Genomic DNA, 16766 nt, shown 5'->3' with positions numbered 1-16766 from the left:
GAGACGGACGTTGTGAAGATGTCCGGGTCGGCCAATAGGTTCAGTCAGGGTTCGTCCTGCCCCACGGGCGGGTCTGTTTCGGTCAAGGGGAATCGCCCGTGAAGTTGTTTGGGAAGCTGTTCGGCAAGAGTGCGCGAGACGAGAACGCGACCACTCGTCACCGCGCACAAGGGGACGAGGATGGGCAGCGCCCCCTGTTCAGGGACCAGGTCCCTGGACCGGGCGGTGACATTTCCGGAGGTCAGGGCGCGCCGTCGGTTGACCCTGGCCAGTCCGGCGACATAGGTTTCGGACAACCGTCAACCTCACGTACGGGTGGAGGGTTTTCCCCGATGTCGGCCCTGGTGTGTACGAGGTGCGGTAACCGCAACGCGGAGAACAGCCGCTTCTGCTCCAACTGCGGCGCGCCGCTGCGTGCCGGCGCGGCGCCCGAGCGCCCGTCCGAGACGACGTCGACGATCTCCATCTCGGGCATCGAGGCCTATGACGCCGAGACCACGGGACAGACGCAGATCCCCGCGCTCTCCCCGGAGGCCCAGGCCGCCGTCGACGCGCTGCCGGTGGGCTCCGCGCTCCTGGTCGTGCGTCGTGGACCGAACTCGGGCAGCCGCTTCCTGCTGGACGGCGATCTGACCACCGCCGGGCGGCACCCGCAGAGTGACATCTTCCTGGACGACGTGACGGTCTCGCGTCGGCACGTGGAATTCCGCCGCGCCCAGGACGGCTCGTTCACGGTGGCCGACGTCGGCAGCCTGAACGGCACGTACGTCAACCGCGAGCGGATCGACCAGGTCGCTCTGAACAACGGCGACGAGGTGCAGATCGGCAAGTACCGGCTGGTCTTCTACGCGAGCCAGCAAGGCTACTGACCTCCCCCGGACCCGTCCGGGGAGACCCAGGGAAGGTCCATGCTGAAAACACCGGGCGGCGGTGCCGGGCACGGCGCCGCCGCGACGGACGGTCGGCCGATGAGCATCGGCACGGTGCTGACCGTGCTGCGCGAGGAGTTCCCTGACGTCACGATCTCCAAGATCCGTTTCCTGGAGTCGGAAGGGCTGGTCGAGCCGCGGCGCACACCGTCGGGTTATCGCAAGTTCGGCCCGCAGGACGTCGAGCGGCTGCGCCATGTCCTGCGGATGCAGCGCGACCACTATCTGCCCCTCAAGGTGATCCGCGAGCACCTGGACGCCATGGAGCGCGGCGAGGCCGCGGCCCTGCCCGCCCTGTGCCGGCAGCGGGACGGCGACGGGATCCTGGAACCGGTCGGGGAGCCCACCGCCGCCCGCATCGGGCGGGCGCAGCTGCTCGCCGCGGCCGGGATCGAGGAGCGGGAACTCGCCGAGTGGGAGTCGTACGGGCTGATCACCCAGCTGCCGGACGGCGCCTACGACGCGGAGGCGGTGACCGTGGCCACGCTCGTGGCGGAGCTGGGGCGCTTCGGCATCGAGCCGCGGCATCTGCGGGTGATGAAGGCCGCCGCGGACCGGGAGGCCGGCCTCGTGGATCAGGTCGTGGCACCGCTGAAGCGGCATCGCAACCCGCAGACCAGGGCTCATGCCGAGGCCAGGGCCAAGGAGCTGGCGGGGCTCACCGTCCGGCTGCACGCCGCGCTGATGCAGACGGCGCTCGGGGTGCGGCTGCCCTGAGCGGGGCATGCACGGATCGGCCGGATCGGCCACCCGATCCCGGCCCGACTACCCAAACGTCCCGAGCACGGCCTAGGGTTGCTGTGTGAACGAGCTCGATGTCGTAGGTGTCCGGGTCGAAATGCCCTCCAACCAACCGATCGTGCTCCTGCGCGAAGTGGGAGGCGATCGCTACCTCCCCATCTGGATCGGGCCCGGGGAGGCGACGGCGATCGCCTTCGCCCAGCAGGGAATGGCCCCCGCACGACCGCTGACCCACGACCTGTTCAAGGACGTGCTCGAGGCCGTCGGCCAGGAGCTCACCGAAGTGCGCATCACCGATCTGCGGGAAGGTGTGTTCTACGCCGAGCTGGTGTTCGCCAGCGGTGTCGAGGTGAGCGCCCGTCCCTCCGATGCCATAGCGCTGGCCCTGCGCACCGGAACGCCGATCTACGGCAGTGACGGCGTGCTCGACGACGCGGGTATCGCGATCCCGGACGAGCAGGAGGACGAGGTGGAGAAGTTCCGCGAGTTCCTCGACCAGATCTCGCCGGAGGACTTCGGTACCAGCAGTCAGTGAGACGGCGTGGGCGGTCCCGCCCGACCTGGTCGGAGCGGTGCGGCCCGCGGTCCGTCACGGCCCGTGGGCCGGGCATGTGCCACGGGCGAGGGAAGGCGTCATGGAGCCCGGTTCAGGCACATTCGGCTAGCCTTTCCCCGCGGCAAGGCACGGGAAACCACTCGTAGGGTGATTATCACTCGGCGTGCCGAGTGTGGCGATCGTTGACGCACCCCCGGTGACTGCCTACCGTCGAGAAGGCAGGTCAAGGACGGAGGTCGGCGTGAGAAGCAGCGGCGGCGGTACGGCTGGGGGTGCACCCGAGCGCGGCCTCGGGGCGAGCGGCCCGTACCCGCTTCACGGCAGCGCTGTCCAGGGCGGTGCGGCCGATCACGCGCAGCGACCGACGGCCGTGCCGAGCAGCGGCGGAGGGGCGGCGTCCATGGCATCCGAGGAGATCGGGTACCGGGGTCCGACGGCCTGTGCGGCCGCCGGGATCACGTACCGGCAACTGGACTACTGGGCCCGCACCGGTCTCGTCGAACCGAGTGTGCGGCCCGCGTACGGATCGGGGACGCAGCGTCTCTACAGCTTCCGGGACGTCGTCGTCCTCAAGATCGTGAAGCGTTTCCTCGACACCGGTGTGTCCCTGCAGAACATCCGGACCGCCGTCCAGCATCTGCGCGAGCAGGGCTTCCACGACCTCGAGCGGCTGACGCTGATGAGCGACGGCGCGACGGTGTACGAGTGCACCTCGCCGGACGAGGTCCACGCGCTGCTCCAGGGCGGCCAGGGGATCTTCGGGATCGCCGTGGGCGTGGTGTGGCGGGACGTCGAGAGCGCGTTGTCGCAGCTGCACGGGGAGCGGATCGACACCGGCGAGACGCTGGTCGGGCACAACCCGGCCGACGAGCTGGCGCGGCGGCGCAATCGCGCGGTCTGAGGACGCGGTCCCGGAACGCGAGCGTTGTCAGTGCCGTAGGGCAGCATCGGAACTGTGAGAAACGCGCCCACCATCCTGCACCTCGACATGGATGCCTTCTACGCGTCGGTGGAACAGGCGTCCAAGCCGAGCCTGCGCGGGAAGGCCGTGATCGTGGGCGGGCTCGGGCCTCGCGGGGTGGTCGCCACGGCCTCGTACGAGGCCCGGATCTTCGGGGTGCACTCCGCCATGCCGATGGCGCAGGCGCGGCGGCTCGCGCCCAACGCCGCGTATCTCGTGCCTCGCTTCCGGATCTACCGGGATGTCAGCGAGCGGGTGATGGGTCTGCTGCGGGAGCTGTCGCCGCTGGTGGAGCCGTTGAGCCTGGACGAGGCGTTCGTCGACCTGGAGGCCGGGGGAGTGGCCTGGGACGCCGAGTCCGCCCGGCTGGTGGGGGGGAAGCTGCGCTCCGACATACGGGCGGCCACCGGGCTCGCCGGGTCGGTGGGGCTGGCCGCCTCGAAGATGGTCGCGAAGATCGCCTCGGAGGAGGCCAAGCCGGACGGGCTGGTGCTGATCGAACCGGGGACCGAGCGGGGGCTCCTCGGGCCGATGTCCGTGCGGGTCCTGCCGGGGGTGGGGCCGGCGACCGGGGACCATCTGCGGCGGGCCGGGATCCACACCGTCGAGGAGATCGCCGAGGCGGGTGAGGACGAGCTGGTGCGGCTGCTGGGGAAGGCGCACGGGCACGCCCTGTACGCGATGGCGCTCGCGCACGACGAGCGGCCCGTGGTGGCCGAGCGGGAGGCGAAGTCCGTCTCGGTCGAGGACACGTACGACGTGGACATCCATGACCGGGTGCGGGTGGGGCTGGAGGTGCAGCGGCTTGCCGACCGGTGTGTGCGGCGGTTGCGGGGGCCGGCCTTTCGGGGCGCACCATTGTGCTGAAGGTGCGGCGGTACGACTTCTCGACGCTGACGCGGTCGGAGACGTTGCGGGGGCCCACGGATGATCCGGCGGTGGTGCGGGAGGCCGCGGCGCGGTTGCTGGAGGGGGTGGATACGACCGGGGGTGTGCGGTTGCTGGGGGTCGGGGTGAGTGGGCTGGCCGACTTCACGCAGGAGGACTTGTTCGCTCAGGCGGCTGGGGAGGTGGCCGTGGAGGGGACGACCTCGGCGGGGGTGGTGCTGTGGCTGAGGAGGCTCTCGGTACTTCTGGGGCCGCTGTGGAGGGGGATCGGGACGGTGACGCCGAGGGGGAGGCGCAGCCGCAGCCGGCCGAGCGGCGGTGGCATGCGGGGCACGATGTGCGGCATGCCGAGTACGGGCACGGGTGGGTGCAGGGGAGTGGGGTCGGACGGGTGACGGTGCGGTTCGAGACGCCGGAGTCGGGGCCGGGGCGGGTGCGGACGTTTCGGGTCGATGACCCGGCGTTGGAGGTGGCGGAGCCGTTGCCGTTGGTTGCGGCGGAGACGCCTGTGGCGCCGGGGTAGTGGCGCGGGGCGCTGTGCCCGCGCTTATGGGGTGTCGCTGCGCCCACCACGACTGCCCTCAGCTGGGTGGGCCGGGGGTCGCCAGCGTTGCTGCCAGGGGCGTGGTGCTGGGCCGCGCCTACGGGTGCCGCTGCGCCCAACCGTGCCGCCCCTGCGGCACGACTGCCCTCAGCTACGGCTGAGGCCTCCCGCTGGCTCGCAGCTACGGGGCATGCGGCCCAGCGGCAGGGTGGGGGTCAGGTGTGGGGGTGGGGGGTTCGGGGGAGTTCGGGGGTTCGAGGGGCCAGGGTGCCGAAGTCGATGTCGGGGGGTGGGGGGCCCGGCGGGGCCACGTCGAGGCCGTAGTGGTGGTAGAGCTGGAGTTCCTGCTCGGGGGAGAGGTGGCGGCCCACGCCGAAGTCGGGGGCGTCCTTGATCAGGGCCCGGTCGAAGGGGACGTGCAGGGCGCCCTCCACCAGTTCGCTGGGCTCCAGGGGGACGAAGGCGTCGCGGGAGAAGAGGCCGGTGCGTATCGCCGCCCACTCCGGTACGCCGGTCGCGTCGTCCAGGTACACCTCGTCGATGGTGCCGATCTTGGTGCCGTTGCGGTCGAAGGCCTTGCGGCCGATCAGGTTGCGCGGATCGATGTCGGTCTGCACGGTCCCTCCACTTGGTCGCAAGTCATCCGTAAGCACTACGAAAAGGCAGATCCGTGACGGCGGCCACTCGAAGGTCCGTGCGGTGCCCCCGCTGGTAGGCTTGGCAGCGGCTGCTGACCCCGTGCGGGAGAGTCCTCCGGAGATCGCCGGAGGCGCCGAAGGAGCAAATCCTCCCCGGAATCTCTCAGGCACACGTACCGCACGGACGAGGTCACTCTGGAAAGCAGGGCGGGTGTCGACGGCTCCCGCCCTCACCGACGGTGAAAGCCGGGGCCCTCAGGGCGCCCCGGTGAAGCTCTCAGGTTGAGATGACAGAGGGGGAGGCCGTCCGGGCACCCGCGCCGTGGTGCCCCTCGAAGGTCGCGTCAGACCATGGAGGCCTCCGCAATGACCGCCCATCGCATTCCGCTCTCCGAGCTCGAGCAAGGGATTCCCTTCGAGCAGCGTCACATCGGTCCCGATTCCGAGGCGCGGGCCAAGATGCTCGCCCATGTCGGGTACGGCTCGCTCGACGAGCTGACCGCTGCCGCGGTCCCGGACGTGATCAAGAACGCCGACGCCCTCGACCTGCCCGGTGCCCGCACCGAGGCCGAGGTGCTGGCCGAGCTGCGCTCGCTCGCCGACCGGAACCAGGTCCTGGACTCGATGGTCGGGCTCGGCTACTACGGGACGTTCACCCCGCCGGTCATCCTGCGCAACGTCATGGAGAACCCGGCCTGGTACACGGCGTACACGCCGTACCAGCCCGAGATCTCCCAGGGCCGGCTCGAGGCCCTGCTGAACTTCCAGACGATGGTCGCCGACCTCACCGGGCTGCCGACGTCCGGCGCCTCCCTGCTCGACGAGGGCACCGCGGCCGCCGAGGCCATGGCCCTGTCGCTGCGCATGGGCAAGAACAAGAAGGGCCTCTTCCTAATCGACGCGGACGCCCTTCCGCAGACCATCGCCGTGATCCAGACCCGCGCCGAGCCCACCGGCATGGAGGTCGTGGTCGCCGACCTCAGCGAGGGCATCCCCGCCGAGGTCGCCGAGCGCGAGATCAACGGCGTGCTCCTGCAGTACCCGGGCGCCTCCGGGGCCGTACGGGACCTCACGCCCGTCATCGAGCAGGCCCATGGGCTGGGCGCCCTGGTGACCGTCGCCGCGGACCTGCTGGCGCTCACGCTGCTGAAGTCGCCCGGCGAGCTCGGCGCGGACATCGCGGTCGGCACCACGCAGCGGTTCGGTGTCCCGATGGGCTTCGGCGGGCCGCACGCCGGTTACATGGCGGTCCGCGAGAAGTTCGCGCGCAGCCTGCCCGGCCGCCTCGTCGGTGTGTCCGTCGACGCCGACGGCAACAAGGCGTACCGCCTCGCGCTGCAGACCCGTGAGCAGCACATCCGCCGTGAGAAGGCCACCAGCAACATCTGTACCGCCCAGGTGCTGCTCGCCGTGATGGCCGGCATGTACGCCGTCTACCACGGCCCGGACGGCCTGAAGGGCATCGCCGCCCGCACCCACCGCTACGCCACGATCCTCGCCGCGGGCCTGTCGGCCGGCGGGGTCGAGGTCCTGCACGGCTCGTTCTTCGACACCGTGACCGCCCGGGTGCCCGGCAAGGCCGCCGACATCGTCGCCGCCGCCCGGGACCACGGGGTGAACCTGCGCCTCGTCGACGCCGACCACGTGTCGGTCGCCTGCGACGAGACCACCACCCGCGCCCAGGTCTCCGCCGTGTGGAAGGCGTTCGGCGTCGAGGGCCGGATCGACGCGCTGGACGCGTCGGCCGGCGAGGGGCTGCCCGGCGCGCTGCTGCGCGGCGACGAGTATCTGACGCACCCCGTCTTCCACCAGCACCGCTCCGAGACCGCGATGCTGCGCTACCTGCGCCGGCTCGCCGACCGGGACTACGCGCTGGACCGCGGCATGATCCCGCTGGGCTCCTGCACGATGAAGCTCAACGCGACGACCGAGATGGAGCCGGTCACCTGGCCCGAGTTCGGCCAGCTGCACCCGTTCGCGCCCGCCGAGCAGGCGGAGGGCTACCTCACGCTCATCCGTGAGCTGGAGGAGCGTCTCGCCGAGGTCACCGGCTACGACAAGGTCTCGCTCCAGCCGAACGCCGGTTCACAGGGCGAGCTGGCCGGTCTGCTCGCCGTACGCGGCTACCACCGGGCCAACGGCGACGAGCAGCGCACCGTCTGTCTGATCCCGTCCTCCGCACACGGCACGAACGCCGCCAGCGCCGTGATGGCCGGTATGAAGGTCGTCGTCGTCAAGACCGCCGAGGACGGCGAGATCGACGTCGAGGACCTGCGGGCGAAGATCGAGAAGCACCGTGACGAGCTCGCCGTGCTGATGATCACCTACCCGTCCACGCACGGGGTGTTCGAGGAGCACGTCGCCGACATCTGCGCGCAGGTGCACGAGGCCGGCGGCCAGGTGTACGTCGACGGCGCCAACCTCAACGCGCTGGTGGGGCTGGCCAAGCCCGGCCACTTCGGCGGCGACGTCTCGCACCTGAACCTGCACAAGACCTTCTGCATCCCGCACGGCGGCGGTGGCCCGGGCGTCGGCCCGGTCGGTGTGCGCGCCCACCTGGCGCCGTACCTGCCGAACCACCCGCTGCAGCCCGCGGCCGGTCCCGAGACGGGCGTCGGCCCGATCTCGGCCGCGCCCTGGGGCTCCGCGGGCATCCTGCCCATCTCCTGGGCGTACGTCCGTCTCATGGGCGGCGAGGGACTGAAGCGGGCCACGCAGGTGGCCGTGCTCAGCGCCAACTACATCGCCAAGCGGCTCGAGCCGCACTACCCGGTGCTCTACACCGGTCCGGGCGGCCTCGTCGCGCACGAGTGCATCATCGACCTGCGGCCGCTGACCAAGGCCACCGGCGTCAGCGTGGACGACGTGGCCAAGCGCCTCATCGACTACGGCTTCCACGCGCCGACGATGTCCTTCCCGGTGGCCGGCACGCTGATGATCGAGCCGACCGAGTCCGAGGACCTGACCGAGCTCGATCGGTTCTGCGACGCGATGATCGCCATCCGCGCCGAGATCGAGAAGGTCGGCTCGGGCGAGTGGCCCGCCGAGGACAACCCGCTGCGCAACGCCCCGCACACCGCCGGTGCGCTCGGCGGCGCGTGGGAGCACGCGTACAGCCGCGAGGAGGCCGTCTTCCCGGCCGGGGTGTCCGCCGCCGACAAGTACTGGCCGCCGGTGCGCCGCATCGACCAGGCCTTCGGCGACCGGAACCTGGTGTGCTCCTGCCCGCCCATGGACGCGTACGAGGGCTGACCGTCCGCTGACCCGAAGGGCTCCGCCCCTGGCCGCACCGGCCGGGGGCGGAGCCCTTTCGCGTGCCATCTGGGTCGGGGCGCCGTATGGGTTGCGTCAAGGCGGTGCCGAGGGCCGTATGGGAGCCGTCAACGGCGGTCGTTTCCGGCCACGGAGGGCGTTTCCTCGAAGCGTCCCCGTCCGAACGACCTTCACCCAGGAGTCCACGATGGCCGATCTGGCCTTCGTCGTCACCACCATCGCGTGCTTCGCCCTGGTGGCCCTCGTCGCCAAGGGGGTGACGAAGCTGTGACCGCCGAGAACATCGTCGGCCTCGTCGTGGCCGTCGCCCTGCTGGGCTATCTCGTCCTCGCCCTGATCTTCCCGGAGAGGTTCTGAGAACGCAGATGGGTCCCGTCCTCGCCGGCGTCCTCCAACTGCTGGCCCTCACCGCAGCCCTGGCGCTCGCCCACAGACCGCTCGGCACCTACATGGCCCGGGTGTACTCCGCGGACCGGCACTGGCGTGCCGAGAAGTGGATCTACCGGTGCATCGGTGCCGACCCCGACCGGCAGATGCGCTGGACCGCGTATCTGCGCGGTGTCCTCGCCTTCTCCGCCGTCGGCGTCCTCCTCCTGTACCTGCTCCAGCGGCTGCAGGGCGTACTGCCCGGGTCGCTCGGGTTCGCCTCCATCGACCCGGACCAGGCGTTCAACACGGCCGTCTCCTTCGTGACCAACACCAACTGGCAGTCGTACTACGGCGAGCAGGCCATGGGCCATGTCGTGCAGACCGCCGGGCTGGCCGTGCAGAACTTCGTCTCCGCCGCCGTCGGCATGGCCGTCGCCGTGGCGCTGGTGCGCGGGTTCGCGCGCTCGCGCACCGGTGAACTCGGCAACTTCTGGGCCGACCTGGTGCGCGGTGTCGTCCGCGTCCTTCTCCCCCTCGCCGCCGTCGCCGCGCTCGTGCTCGTCGCCTGCGGGGTGCTCCAGAACTTCTCCGGCATCCACGAGGTCGGCCAGTTCCTGGGCGGCCCCCGGCAGTGGAACGGCGGCGCGGTGGCCTCGCAGGAGGCCATCAAGGAGCTCGGCACGAACGGCGGCGGCTACTTCAACGCCAACTCCGCGCATCCCTTCGAGAATCCGACGCCGTTCTCGAACCTCTTCGAGATCTTCCTGATCCTCCTCATCCCGTTCGCGCTGACCCGGACCTTCGGCGTCATGGTCGGCTCGGTGCGGCAGGGGTACGCGATCCTCGGCACGATGGCCGCCCTCTGGCTGGGTTTCACCGCCCTGATGATGTGGACCGAGTTCAGCCACCACGGCCCGGCGTTCGACCTCGCGGGCGGGGCCTACGAGGGCAAGGAGGTGCGCTTCGGCGTCGGCGGCTCGTCGATCTTCGCCGTGGCGACCACCCTGACCTCGACCGGTGCCGTCGACTCCTTCCACTCCTCGTTCACCGGCCTCGGCGGCGGCATCACCCTGCTGGGCATGATGCTGGGCGAGATAGCGCCCGGCGGCGTGGGCTCCGGTCTCTACGGCATGCTGATCATGGCGATCATCGCGGTGTTCCTCGCCGGACTGATGGTCGGCCGCACGCCCGAGTACCTGGGGCGGAAGATCGGCTCCCGGGAGATCAAGGCGGCCGCCTGCTACCTCCTCGTCACCCCGGCGCTGGTCCTCGTCTTCACCGCGCTCGCGATGGCGCTGCCGACCCCGGCGCACTCCATGACCAACAGCGGGGCGCACGGCTTCTCCGAGATCCTGTACGCCTACACGTCCGCCGCCAACAACAACGGCTCGGCCTTCGCCGGGCTGAACGCGGACACGCCGTGGTTCAACACCACGCTCGGCCTGTGCATGCTGTTCGGCCGTTTCCTGCCGATGGTGTTCGTCCTGGCCCTGGCCGGCTCGCTCGCCGGACAGCGGCCCGTCCCGGTCACCTCGGGCACCCTGCGCACCGACAAACCCCTGTACGCCGGTCTGCTCGTCGGCACGATCGTCGTCGTCACCGGTCTGACCTACTTCCCGGCCCTCGCGCTCGGACCGCTCGCCGAGGGGCTGGCGTCATGAGCATCGAGTCACAGAAACAGAGCACCATGTCCCCTTCCCCTCTCGCGCCCAGCCAGGACGCGCCGGCCGGGCCCAGGCCACCCCAAGGACGCGTCGGCGCGGGCCTGTTCGACCCGAAGCAGCTCCTCAGGTCGCTGCCGGACGCCTTCCGCAAGCTCGACCCACGCGTCATGGTCAAGTCGCCCGTGATGTTCGTGGTGTGGGTCGGTTCGGTGCTGACCACGGCGTTCGCTCTCGCCGATCCCGGCGACTGGTTCGGCTGGACCATCAGCGCCTGGCTGTGGCTGACGGTGATCTTCGCCAATCTGGCGGAGGCCGTCGCCGAGGGCCGCGGCAAGGCGCAGGCCGACACCTTGCGCCGGGCGAGGACGGACACGGTGGCGCGCCGGGCCGACGGCACGGTCGTCCCCGGCACCGAACTGCGCGTCGGCGACCTCGTGGTGTGCGAGGCCGGTGACGTGATCCCCGGCGACGGGGACGTCGTCGAGGGCGTCGCGTCCGTCGACGAGTCCGCGATCACCGGTGAGTCGGCGCCGGTCATCCGGGAGTCCGGCGGCGACCGTTCCGCCGTCACCGGCGGGACGAAGGTCCTCTCCGACCGGATCGTCGTCCGGATCACGACCCGGCCCGGCGAGACGTTCATCGACCGGATGATCGGCCTGGTCGAGGGCGCCGCCCGGCAGAAGACACCGAACGAGATCGCGCTGACCATCCTGCTGGCCTCGCTCACCATCGTCTTCCTGCTCGCCTGCGCCACCCTGCCCCCGCTGGCCGGCTACGCGGGCGCGCAGCTGCCGATGGTCGTGCTGGTGGCCCTGCTGGTCTGCCTGATCCCGACCACGATCGGCGCGCTGCTCTCCGCCATCGGCATCGCGGGCATGGACCGGCTCGTGCAGCGCAATGTGCTCGCCCTGTCCGGGCGGGCCGTCGAGGCCGCCGGTGACATATCGACGCTGCTGCTCGACAAGACCGGCACCATCACGCTGGGCAACCGCAGGGCGGCCGAGTTCGTGCCGATCGGCGGGGCGACGGCCGCCGAGGTGGCCGACGCGGCCCAGCTGTCCTCGCTGGCCGACGAGACACCCGAGGGCCGTTCGGTCGTCGTGCTCGCCAAGGAACTGTTCGGGCTGCGCGAGCGGGAGTTGACGGGCGCCGAGTGGGTCGCGTTCACCGCGCAGACCCGGATGTCCGGGGTGGACGTCCCCGGGCACAGGATTCGCAAGGGCGCCGCCGGGGCCGTCGTCGCCTGGGTCGCGGAACGCGGCGGCGACGTGCCGGGCGCGGCGTGGGAGGTGGCCGACCGGATCGCCGAGGCGGGCGGGACGCCGCTGCTGGTCGCCGTCGAGGACGCGGCCGGAGCGCGGGTGCTCGGCGCCGTCCACCTCAAGGACGTCGTCAAGGACGGTCTGCGCGAACGCTTCGCGGAACTGCGCCGCATGGGCATCAGGACCGTCATGATCACCGGCGACAACCCGCTGACCGCCAAGGCGATCGCCGAGGAGGCGGGCGTCGACGACTTCCTCGCCGAGGCCACGCCCGAGGACAAGATGGCGCTCATCAAGCGGGAACAGGCGGGCGGCAAGCTCGTCGCGATGACCGGTGACGGCACCAACGACGCGCCCGCGCTCGCGCAGGCGGACGTCGGCGTGGCCATGAACACCGGTACGTCGGCCGCCAAGGAGGCCGGCAACATGGTCGACCTCGACTCCGACCCGACCAAGCTGATCGAGATCGTCGAGATCGGCAAGCAGCTGCTCATCACGCGGGGCGCGCTCACCACCTTCTCCATCGCCAACGACGTCGCGAAGTACTTCGCGATCATCCCGGCGCTGTTCGCGGCGGTCTACCCGGGCCTGGACAGGCTCAACATCATGGGCCTGTCCTCCCCGCACTCCGCGATCCTGTCGGCGGTCGTCTTCAACGCGCTGATCATCGTCGCGCTGGTGCCGCTGGCGCTGAAGGGCGTGCGCTACCGGCCGGTCAGCGCGGACCGCCTGCTGCGGCGGAACCTCACCGTCTACGGACTGGGCGGCCTCATCGCGCCGTTCGCCGGCATCAAGCTCATCGACGTGCTCCTCTCCCTCATCCCCGGAATCGGCTGAAGGCCATGAACCACTCCCTATCGAACACGGCCCGTCTGCTCGGGGCGGGCCTGCGCGCCCTCCTCGTCCTCACCCTGGTCACCGGCGTCCTCTATCCGCTGGCCGTCACCGGCATCGCGCAGGGACTGTTCCCCGGCAAGGCGAACGGCTCCGAGGTGCGGGCGGACGGCAAGGTCGTCGGCTCCTCGCTGATCGGGCAGGCGTACGACCTGCCGCTGAAGAAGGGCCAGGAGACTCCGGCGCCCGACCTCAAGTGGTTCCAGGGCCGCCCGCAGAACGGCCTCGGCAGCAACAACGTCAACACGCAGTACCGCCTCATCCTGTCCGGCGCGACCAACCGGTCCGGCGACAACCCGGAGCTCGTGCGGTGGGTGAAGGAGGCCAAGGCGGCCGTCGTCAGGGACAACTCGACCGCCGGGTACCGGGTGAAGCCGTCCCAGGTGCCCGCGGACGCGGTGACGTCCTCCGGTTCCGGACTGGACCCGGACATCTCCCCGGAGTACGCCGCACTCCAGGTCCACCGGGTCGCCGAGCGCAACGGCCTGTCCACGGGGCAGGTGCGGAAGCTGGTCGAGGCCCACACCGAGGGCCGTACGCTCGGCTTCATCGGGGAGCCCCGGGTCGACGTGCTCGAACTCAACATCGCGCTGCGGGACTTGGTGGGCGGGAGCTGACGGGGGCCGTCCGCCCGGCTACCGTGCGTGATCGGGGCCGGACACACGTGGGGGCCGGCTCGCAGTCGGAGTCTGCGACCGGCCCCTGGGAGTACTCCGGGCGTGCGGCGCGCGCCGCCCGGTGCCGCGGGGATCGTCCGGGACGACTACGCGGCGGTGACCACCTTGCCGGCGCCCAGCGGACGGTGCGGGGCGATGATCTTGCCGTCCGGCAGGAGTTCACCGGTGTCCTCGAAGAGGAGAACACCGTTGCACAGCAGGCTCCAGCCCTGCTCCGGGTGGTGCGCCACGAGACGGGCGGATTCCCGGTCGGCGGATTCGGCTGAGGGGCACGGTGGTTGGTGCTGGCACATGGAGGGGATCTTTCGCTCTGTCGTGACGGATGAGATGGCTGATGTGTCTGTCTCGCGGCGTGAAACGTCGTTCATGGCCGCCCCCCGTTGTTAAGTCGGTCTGGACCCAGTGTTGCCCTACGGGCGGTCATCCGCAGGGATTTCGCAGCACCGCTTCTCACAGGTTGATGACGCATCACCCGCGCGGGCGGTTCACCCCAACCGCACTGTCCCTTCGGATGGTTCCGCCTGGTCGGATGGGGCTAGTCCGGGGTGGCCCGGGTGGTGCTGCGACACGTCTGAGCGGGGGTGTCGCTCGGGCGAGTCGCGGCGCTCCTCGGGCCGTGATGCCGCGTACCCCGCCACCCGGAGTGGATGGCGGGGTACGCGGGCCTCGCGCCCGTGCCGTCAGGCCGGCGAGCCGAGCAGGGGTGGCAGGGGCGGCAGCGGAGCCGGGGTGGCCCGCAGGGTCAGGACGGGCAGCAGGTCGGCCACCCGGTGCGGCACATGGGAGGCGACGCCCGGAGGAGCGGGGGCCAGCGGGACGAGGACGTCGGCGGGGTCGGGGTGGCCCGTGGCGGCGTCGGCGGTGCTGTCGCCGTGCAGCCACAGCGTGAGCATGTAGAGGCCGGGGAACGACAGCAGCCGCGGCTGGTACGGCTGCGTCAGTGTCTCGGCCTGGCGCAGCGCGCGCTCGGTGGAGGCGATGTAGGGGCCCTCGAAGAAGTGGGAGAAGGCCCAGCCGTCGGGGGTCAGCCGGGTCTCGGCGGCGGCCACCGCGCGTTCCCCGCAGCGGATCAGGAAGCGCCAGCCCGCCAGCCGGGTCGTGGACATGCCCGCCGGGGTGAGCTCGTCCAGCACATGGACGGGCAGCGGGAGTTCGGGGGTGGCGGGTCCCTGTGCGGCGCGCAGGGAGGGTGTTCGGGCCTCGCTGACGGCGGTGGGGGAGCCGAGCGCGGTCAGGACGGAACGCAGGGCGGGCGCGGGAGCCGGGGGAACATGCAGCGGCATGGTGGGTCGCCTCTCATTCGACAGGCACGATGGCGCGAGGGCGGGGCAGGGCGGACAGCGCTGTCTGCTCGGGGGGAGGCCAGAGGTGCCGGGGAGCCGGGGTCCTGAAGCGCGGGGGATGTCGGGCCTGCCGTACGTCACCTGGACGACAGGTACGGGGACCGCGGGTGCCGACCCTCTGCCTGATAGCGCAGTTTATACGACGACGGTTCAGATGATGTTTCATCTAGCCGGTCCCGGTGTACACGGCAAGAGTGCATTCGGTCGGCGATATGCGGGAGAAAATCCCCATTCCCGGCCGAAGGTGTGGTGGTGACCTCGAAAAACGTCCGGGGCGCGGTCGGCCAATTGTCGTCGGCGTTTTTCACGACTTCGTGAACGCCCGGAAACTGCGCTGTGCCGCTTGCCCGGTGAATGTGCCGCCGGTCACAGCGGAACAGACTAGCGGGCCACAGGCCCGGGCGGGGACGTTATCGATCGCCTTGGCTGGGCATCATCCCACCTGACCCGCGAGACCGGCGGCCGATCCTCGGCCCGCCCATCCGAGGAGGGACCCGATGGGGGAGAAGGTCGTGGCAGGTCGGTTCGACCTGTCCGATCGTCAGCACTACCGTGACAAGCTGCGGCAGTGTCTGACGGGGCTGGAGCGGCTGCTGGAGGAGCGGCGGTTCGACCGTCCCAGGAATCTCCTGGGGCTGGAGATCGAGCTGAATCTCGCCGGCGCCGACGGTATGCCGAGAATGTTGAACGGGCAGGTACTCGAACGTATCGCCAGCCGTGACTTCCAGACCGAACTCGCGATGTTCAATCTGGAGGTGAACATAGCCCCGCACCGTCTGGAGGGCCGTGTTTTCGACCAGCTCGGCGAGGAACTCCGTACGTCACTGGCATATGCCGACCGAAAAGCGGGCGAGGTCGACGCCGGAATCGTGATGATCGGTATTCTGCCGACCCTCGACCGCGACGACCTGGTCTCCTCGAATCTCTCCGCCGTGGACCGTTACGCGCTCCTCAACGAGCAGATCGTGGCCGCCCGCGGCGAGGACTTCACCCTCGACATCGACGGCGTGGAACGCCTGACGTGCACCTCGAAGTCCATCGCCCCCGAGGCCGCCTGCACCTCGGTGCAACTGCACCTCCAGGTCACCCCGGGCCGCTTCGCCGACGTCTGGAACGCCGCCCAGGCGGTCGCCGCCGCGCAGATCGCCGTCGGCGCCAACTCGCCGTTCCTCTTCGGGCGCGAGCTGTGGCGGGAGTCCCGCCCACCGCTGTTCCAGCAGTCCACCGACACCCGCCCACCCGAGCTCCAGGCGCAGGGCGTCCGGCCGCGCACCTGGTTCGGGGAGCGCTGGATCACCTCGGCGTACGACCTCTTCGAGGAGAACCTGCGCTACTTCCCCGCGCTGCTGCCGATCTGCGACGACGAGAACCCGCTGGAGGTCCTGGACGCCGGCGGCACCCCCACCCTCGCGGAACTCGTCCTGCACAACGGCACCGTCTACCGCTGGAACCGCCCCGTCTACGACATCGCCGACGGCGTCCCGCATCTGCGCGTGGAGAACCGCGTCCTGCCCGCCGGGCCCACCGTCACCGACGTCATCGCCAACGCGGCGTTCTACTACGGCGTCGTCCGCGCCCTCGCCGAGGAGTCGCGGCCCGTGTGGACCAGGATGCCCTTCGAGGCGGCGGCCGCCAACTTCGACGCCGCCTGCAAGGACGGCATCGACGCCCGGCTGCTCTGGCCGCGCCGGGGTCGGCACGGTGCCATGGCCGAGGTCGACGCCGTCAGCCTCGTCCGCGACGAACTGCTGCCACTGGCCGAGGTGGGCCTGGACGCGTGGGGCGTCGAACCGGCCGACCGGGACTTCTACCTGGGCGTCATCGAGGAGCGCTGCCGTCGGCGCACCAACGGCGCGTCCTGGCAGGCGGCCACCTTCCACCGGGCGCTGGAGTCCGGGCTGGGCCGGGACGCCGCGCTGGCCGCGACGACCCGGCGCTACCGGGAGCTGATGCTCCGCGGCGAGCCCGTGCACACCTGGCCGGTGGGCCAGCCGGAGCCGGTGCCCGCGGTGTGAGGACCGTTCGGG

At 70.8% G+C, this 16766-nt stretch carries 14 protein-coding genes, 1 pseudogene and 1 riboswitch; of the genes and pseudogenes, 12 read left to right on the top strand and 3 right to left on the bottom strand.

Annotation, left to right across the window (positions count from 1 at the left end; genetic code table 11):
* Positions 1–332: 332 nt before the first annotated feature.
* The 5 genes and pseudogenes from DC008_RS36225 (at position 333) to DC008_RS04920 (ending at position 4598) form a co-directional block, all read left to right on the top strand.
* Positions 333–869 (top strand): FHA domain-containing protein, encoded by a 537-nt coding sequence (locus DC008_RS36225; protein WP_055622460.1) that lies wholly within the window; start codon positions 333–335, stop codon positions 867–869.
* A gap of 39 nt (positions 870–908) precedes the next feature.
* Positions 909–1646, top strand: a complete 738-nt coding sequence (ftsR, locus tag DC008_RS04935; protein ID WP_108705894.1) for a transcriptional regulator FtsR — start codon at positions 909–911, stop codon at positions 1644–1646.
* Positions 1647–1731: 85 nt separating this feature from the next.
* A complete protein-coding gene (locus DC008_RS04930; protein WP_004002801.1) occupies positions 1732–2205 on the top strand; it encodes a bifunctional nuclease family protein in 474 nt (157 codons plus the stop codon).
* 262 nt (positions 2206–2467) lie between these two features.
* Positions 2468–3127 (top strand): MerR family transcriptional regulator, encoded by a 660-nt coding sequence (locus DC008_RS04925; RefSeq protein WP_108705893.1) that lies wholly within the window; start codon positions 2468–2470, stop codon positions 3125–3127.
* 54 nt (positions 3128–3181) lie between these two features.
* Positions 3182–4598: pseudogene (locus DC008_RS04920) on the top strand (DNA polymerase IV).
* Between the two features lie 236 nt (positions 4599–4834).
* Here DC008_RS04920 and DC008_RS04915 read toward each other — a convergent pair.
* Positions 4835–5236 (bottom strand): PRC-barrel domain-containing protein, encoded by a 402-nt coding sequence (locus tag DC008_RS04915; protein WP_208645810.1) that lies wholly within the window; start codon positions 5234–5236, stop codon positions 4835–4837.
* Between the two features lie 114 nt (positions 5237–5350).
* A riboswitch (glycine riboswitch) is annotated at positions 5351–5446 on the top strand.
* Positions 5447–5623: 177 nt separating this feature from the next.
* Between DC008_RS04915 and gcvP the strand changes: the two genes are divergently transcribed.
* The 6 genes from gcvP to DC008_RS04890 all read left to right on the top strand — a co-directional run bounded on the left by gcvP (position 5624) and on the right by DC008_RS04890 (position 13336).
* Positions 5624–8509 carry an aminomethyl-transferring glycine dehydrogenase gene (gene gcvP, locus DC008_RS04910; protein ID WP_108705892.1) on the top strand — a complete coding sequence of 962 codons (2886 nt, stop codon included), beginning with the start codon at positions 5624–5626 and terminating at the stop codon, positions 8507–8509.
* A 118-nt stretch (positions 8510–8627) separates the two neighbouring features.
* The gene (locus tag DC008_RS35375) at positions 8628–8801 is read left to right on the top strand and encodes a hypothetical protein (RefSeq protein WP_164492263.1); all 174 of its coding nucleotides are present in this window, start codon (positions 8628–8630) and stop codon (positions 8799–8801) included.
* Positions 8798–8887: a K(+)-transporting ATPase subunit F gene (gene kdpF / locus DC008_RS04905; protein ID WP_016434100.1), complete on the top strand. Its 90-nt coding sequence runs from the start codon at positions 8798–8800 to the stop codon at positions 8885–8887. The genes DC008_RS35375 and kdpF overlap by 4 nt, the downstream gene beginning before the upstream one ends.
* An 8-nt stretch (positions 8888–8895) precedes the next feature.
* The gene (gene kdpA, locus DC008_RS04900) at positions 8896–10560 is read left to right on the top strand and encodes a potassium-transporting ATPase subunit KdpA (RefSeq protein ID WP_108705891.1); all 1665 of its coding nucleotides are present in this window, start codon (positions 8896–8898) and stop codon (positions 10558–10560) included.
* Complete coding sequence (kdpB, locus tag DC008_RS04895; protein WP_108705890.1) at positions 10557–12662, top strand: potassium-transporting ATPase subunit KdpB; 2106 nt, start codon at positions 10557–10559, stop codon at positions 12660–12662. Before kdpA ends, kdpB begins: the two co-directional genes overlap by 4 nt.
* Before the next feature lie 5 nt (positions 12663–12667).
* A complete protein-coding gene (locus tag DC008_RS04890; protein WP_108705889.1) occupies positions 12668–13336 on the top strand; it encodes a potassium-transporting ATPase subunit C in 669 nt (222 codons plus the stop codon).
* Between the two features lie 146 nt (positions 13337–13482).
* Here DC008_RS04890 and DC008_RS04885 read toward each other — a convergent pair whose 3' ends face one another.
* Positions 13483–13689, bottom strand: a complete 207-nt coding sequence (locus DC008_RS04885; RefSeq protein WP_108705888.1) for a DUF5999 family protein — start codon at positions 13687–13689, stop codon at positions 13483–13485.
* A gap of 387 nt (positions 13690–14076) precedes the next feature.
* Positions 14077–14679 carry a hypothetical protein gene (locus DC008_RS04880; RefSeq protein ID WP_108705887.1) on the bottom strand — a complete coding sequence of 201 codons (603 nt, stop codon included), beginning with the start codon at positions 14677–14679 and terminating at the stop codon, positions 14077–14079.
* A gap of 557 nt (positions 14680–15236) precedes the next feature.
* Here DC008_RS04880 and DC008_RS04875 point away from each other — a divergent pair.
* Positions 15237–16754 (top strand): glutamate-cysteine ligase family protein, encoded by a 1518-nt coding sequence (locus DC008_RS04875; RefSeq protein ID WP_108705886.1) that lies wholly within the window; start codon positions 15237–15239, stop codon positions 16752–16754.
* Positions 16755–16766 lie beyond the last annotated feature (12 nt).

Origin of the sequence: Streptomyces nigra (assembly GCF_003074055.1) — a bacterium.
GTDB lineage: Bacteria > Actinomycetota > Actinomycetes > Streptomycetales > Streptomycetaceae > Streptomyces > Streptomyces nigra.
Note: the sequence above shows the minus strand (reverse complement) of the source record. Positions and strands in the feature narration are given on the sequence as shown.

Coding starts and splice junctions, on each gene's coding strand:
- DC008_RS36225 (WP_055622460.1), top strand. CDS start 333: ATGTCGGCCCTGGTGTGTACGAGGTGCGGTAACCGCAACGCGGAGAAC.
- ftsR (WP_108705894.1), top strand. CDS start 909: ATGCTGAAAACACCGGGCGGCGGTGCCGGGCACGGCGCCGCCGCGACG.
- gcvP (WP_108705892.1), top strand. CDS start 5,624: ATGACCGCCCATCGCATTCCGCTCTCCGAGCTCGAGCAAGGGATTCCC.
- DC008_RS35375 (WP_164492263.1), top strand. CDS start 8,628: ATGGGAGCCGTCAACGGCGGTCGTTTCCGGCCACGGAGGGCGTTTCCT.
- kdpA (WP_108705891.1), top strand. CDS start 8,896: ATGGGTCCCGTCCTCGCCGGCGTCCTCCAACTGCTGGCCCTCACCGCA.
- kdpB (WP_108705890.1), top strand. CDS start 10,557: ATGAGCATCGAGTCACAGAAACAGAGCACCATGTCCCCTTCCCCTCTC.
- DC008_RS04890 (WP_108705889.1), top strand. CDS start 12,668: ATGAACCACTCCCTATCGAACACGGCCCGTCTGCTCGGGGCGGGCCTG.
- DC008_RS04885 (WP_108705888.1), bottom strand. CDS start 13,689: ATGTGCCAGCACCAACCACCGTGCCCCTCAGCCGAATCCGCCGACCGG.
- DC008_RS04880 (WP_108705887.1), bottom strand. CDS start 14,679: ATGCCGCTGCATGTTCCCCCGGCTCCCGCGCCCGCCCTGCGTTCCGTC.
- DC008_RS04875 (WP_108705886.1), top strand. CDS start 15,237: ATGGGGGAGAAGGTCGTGGCAGGTCGGTTCGACCTGTCCGATCGTCAG.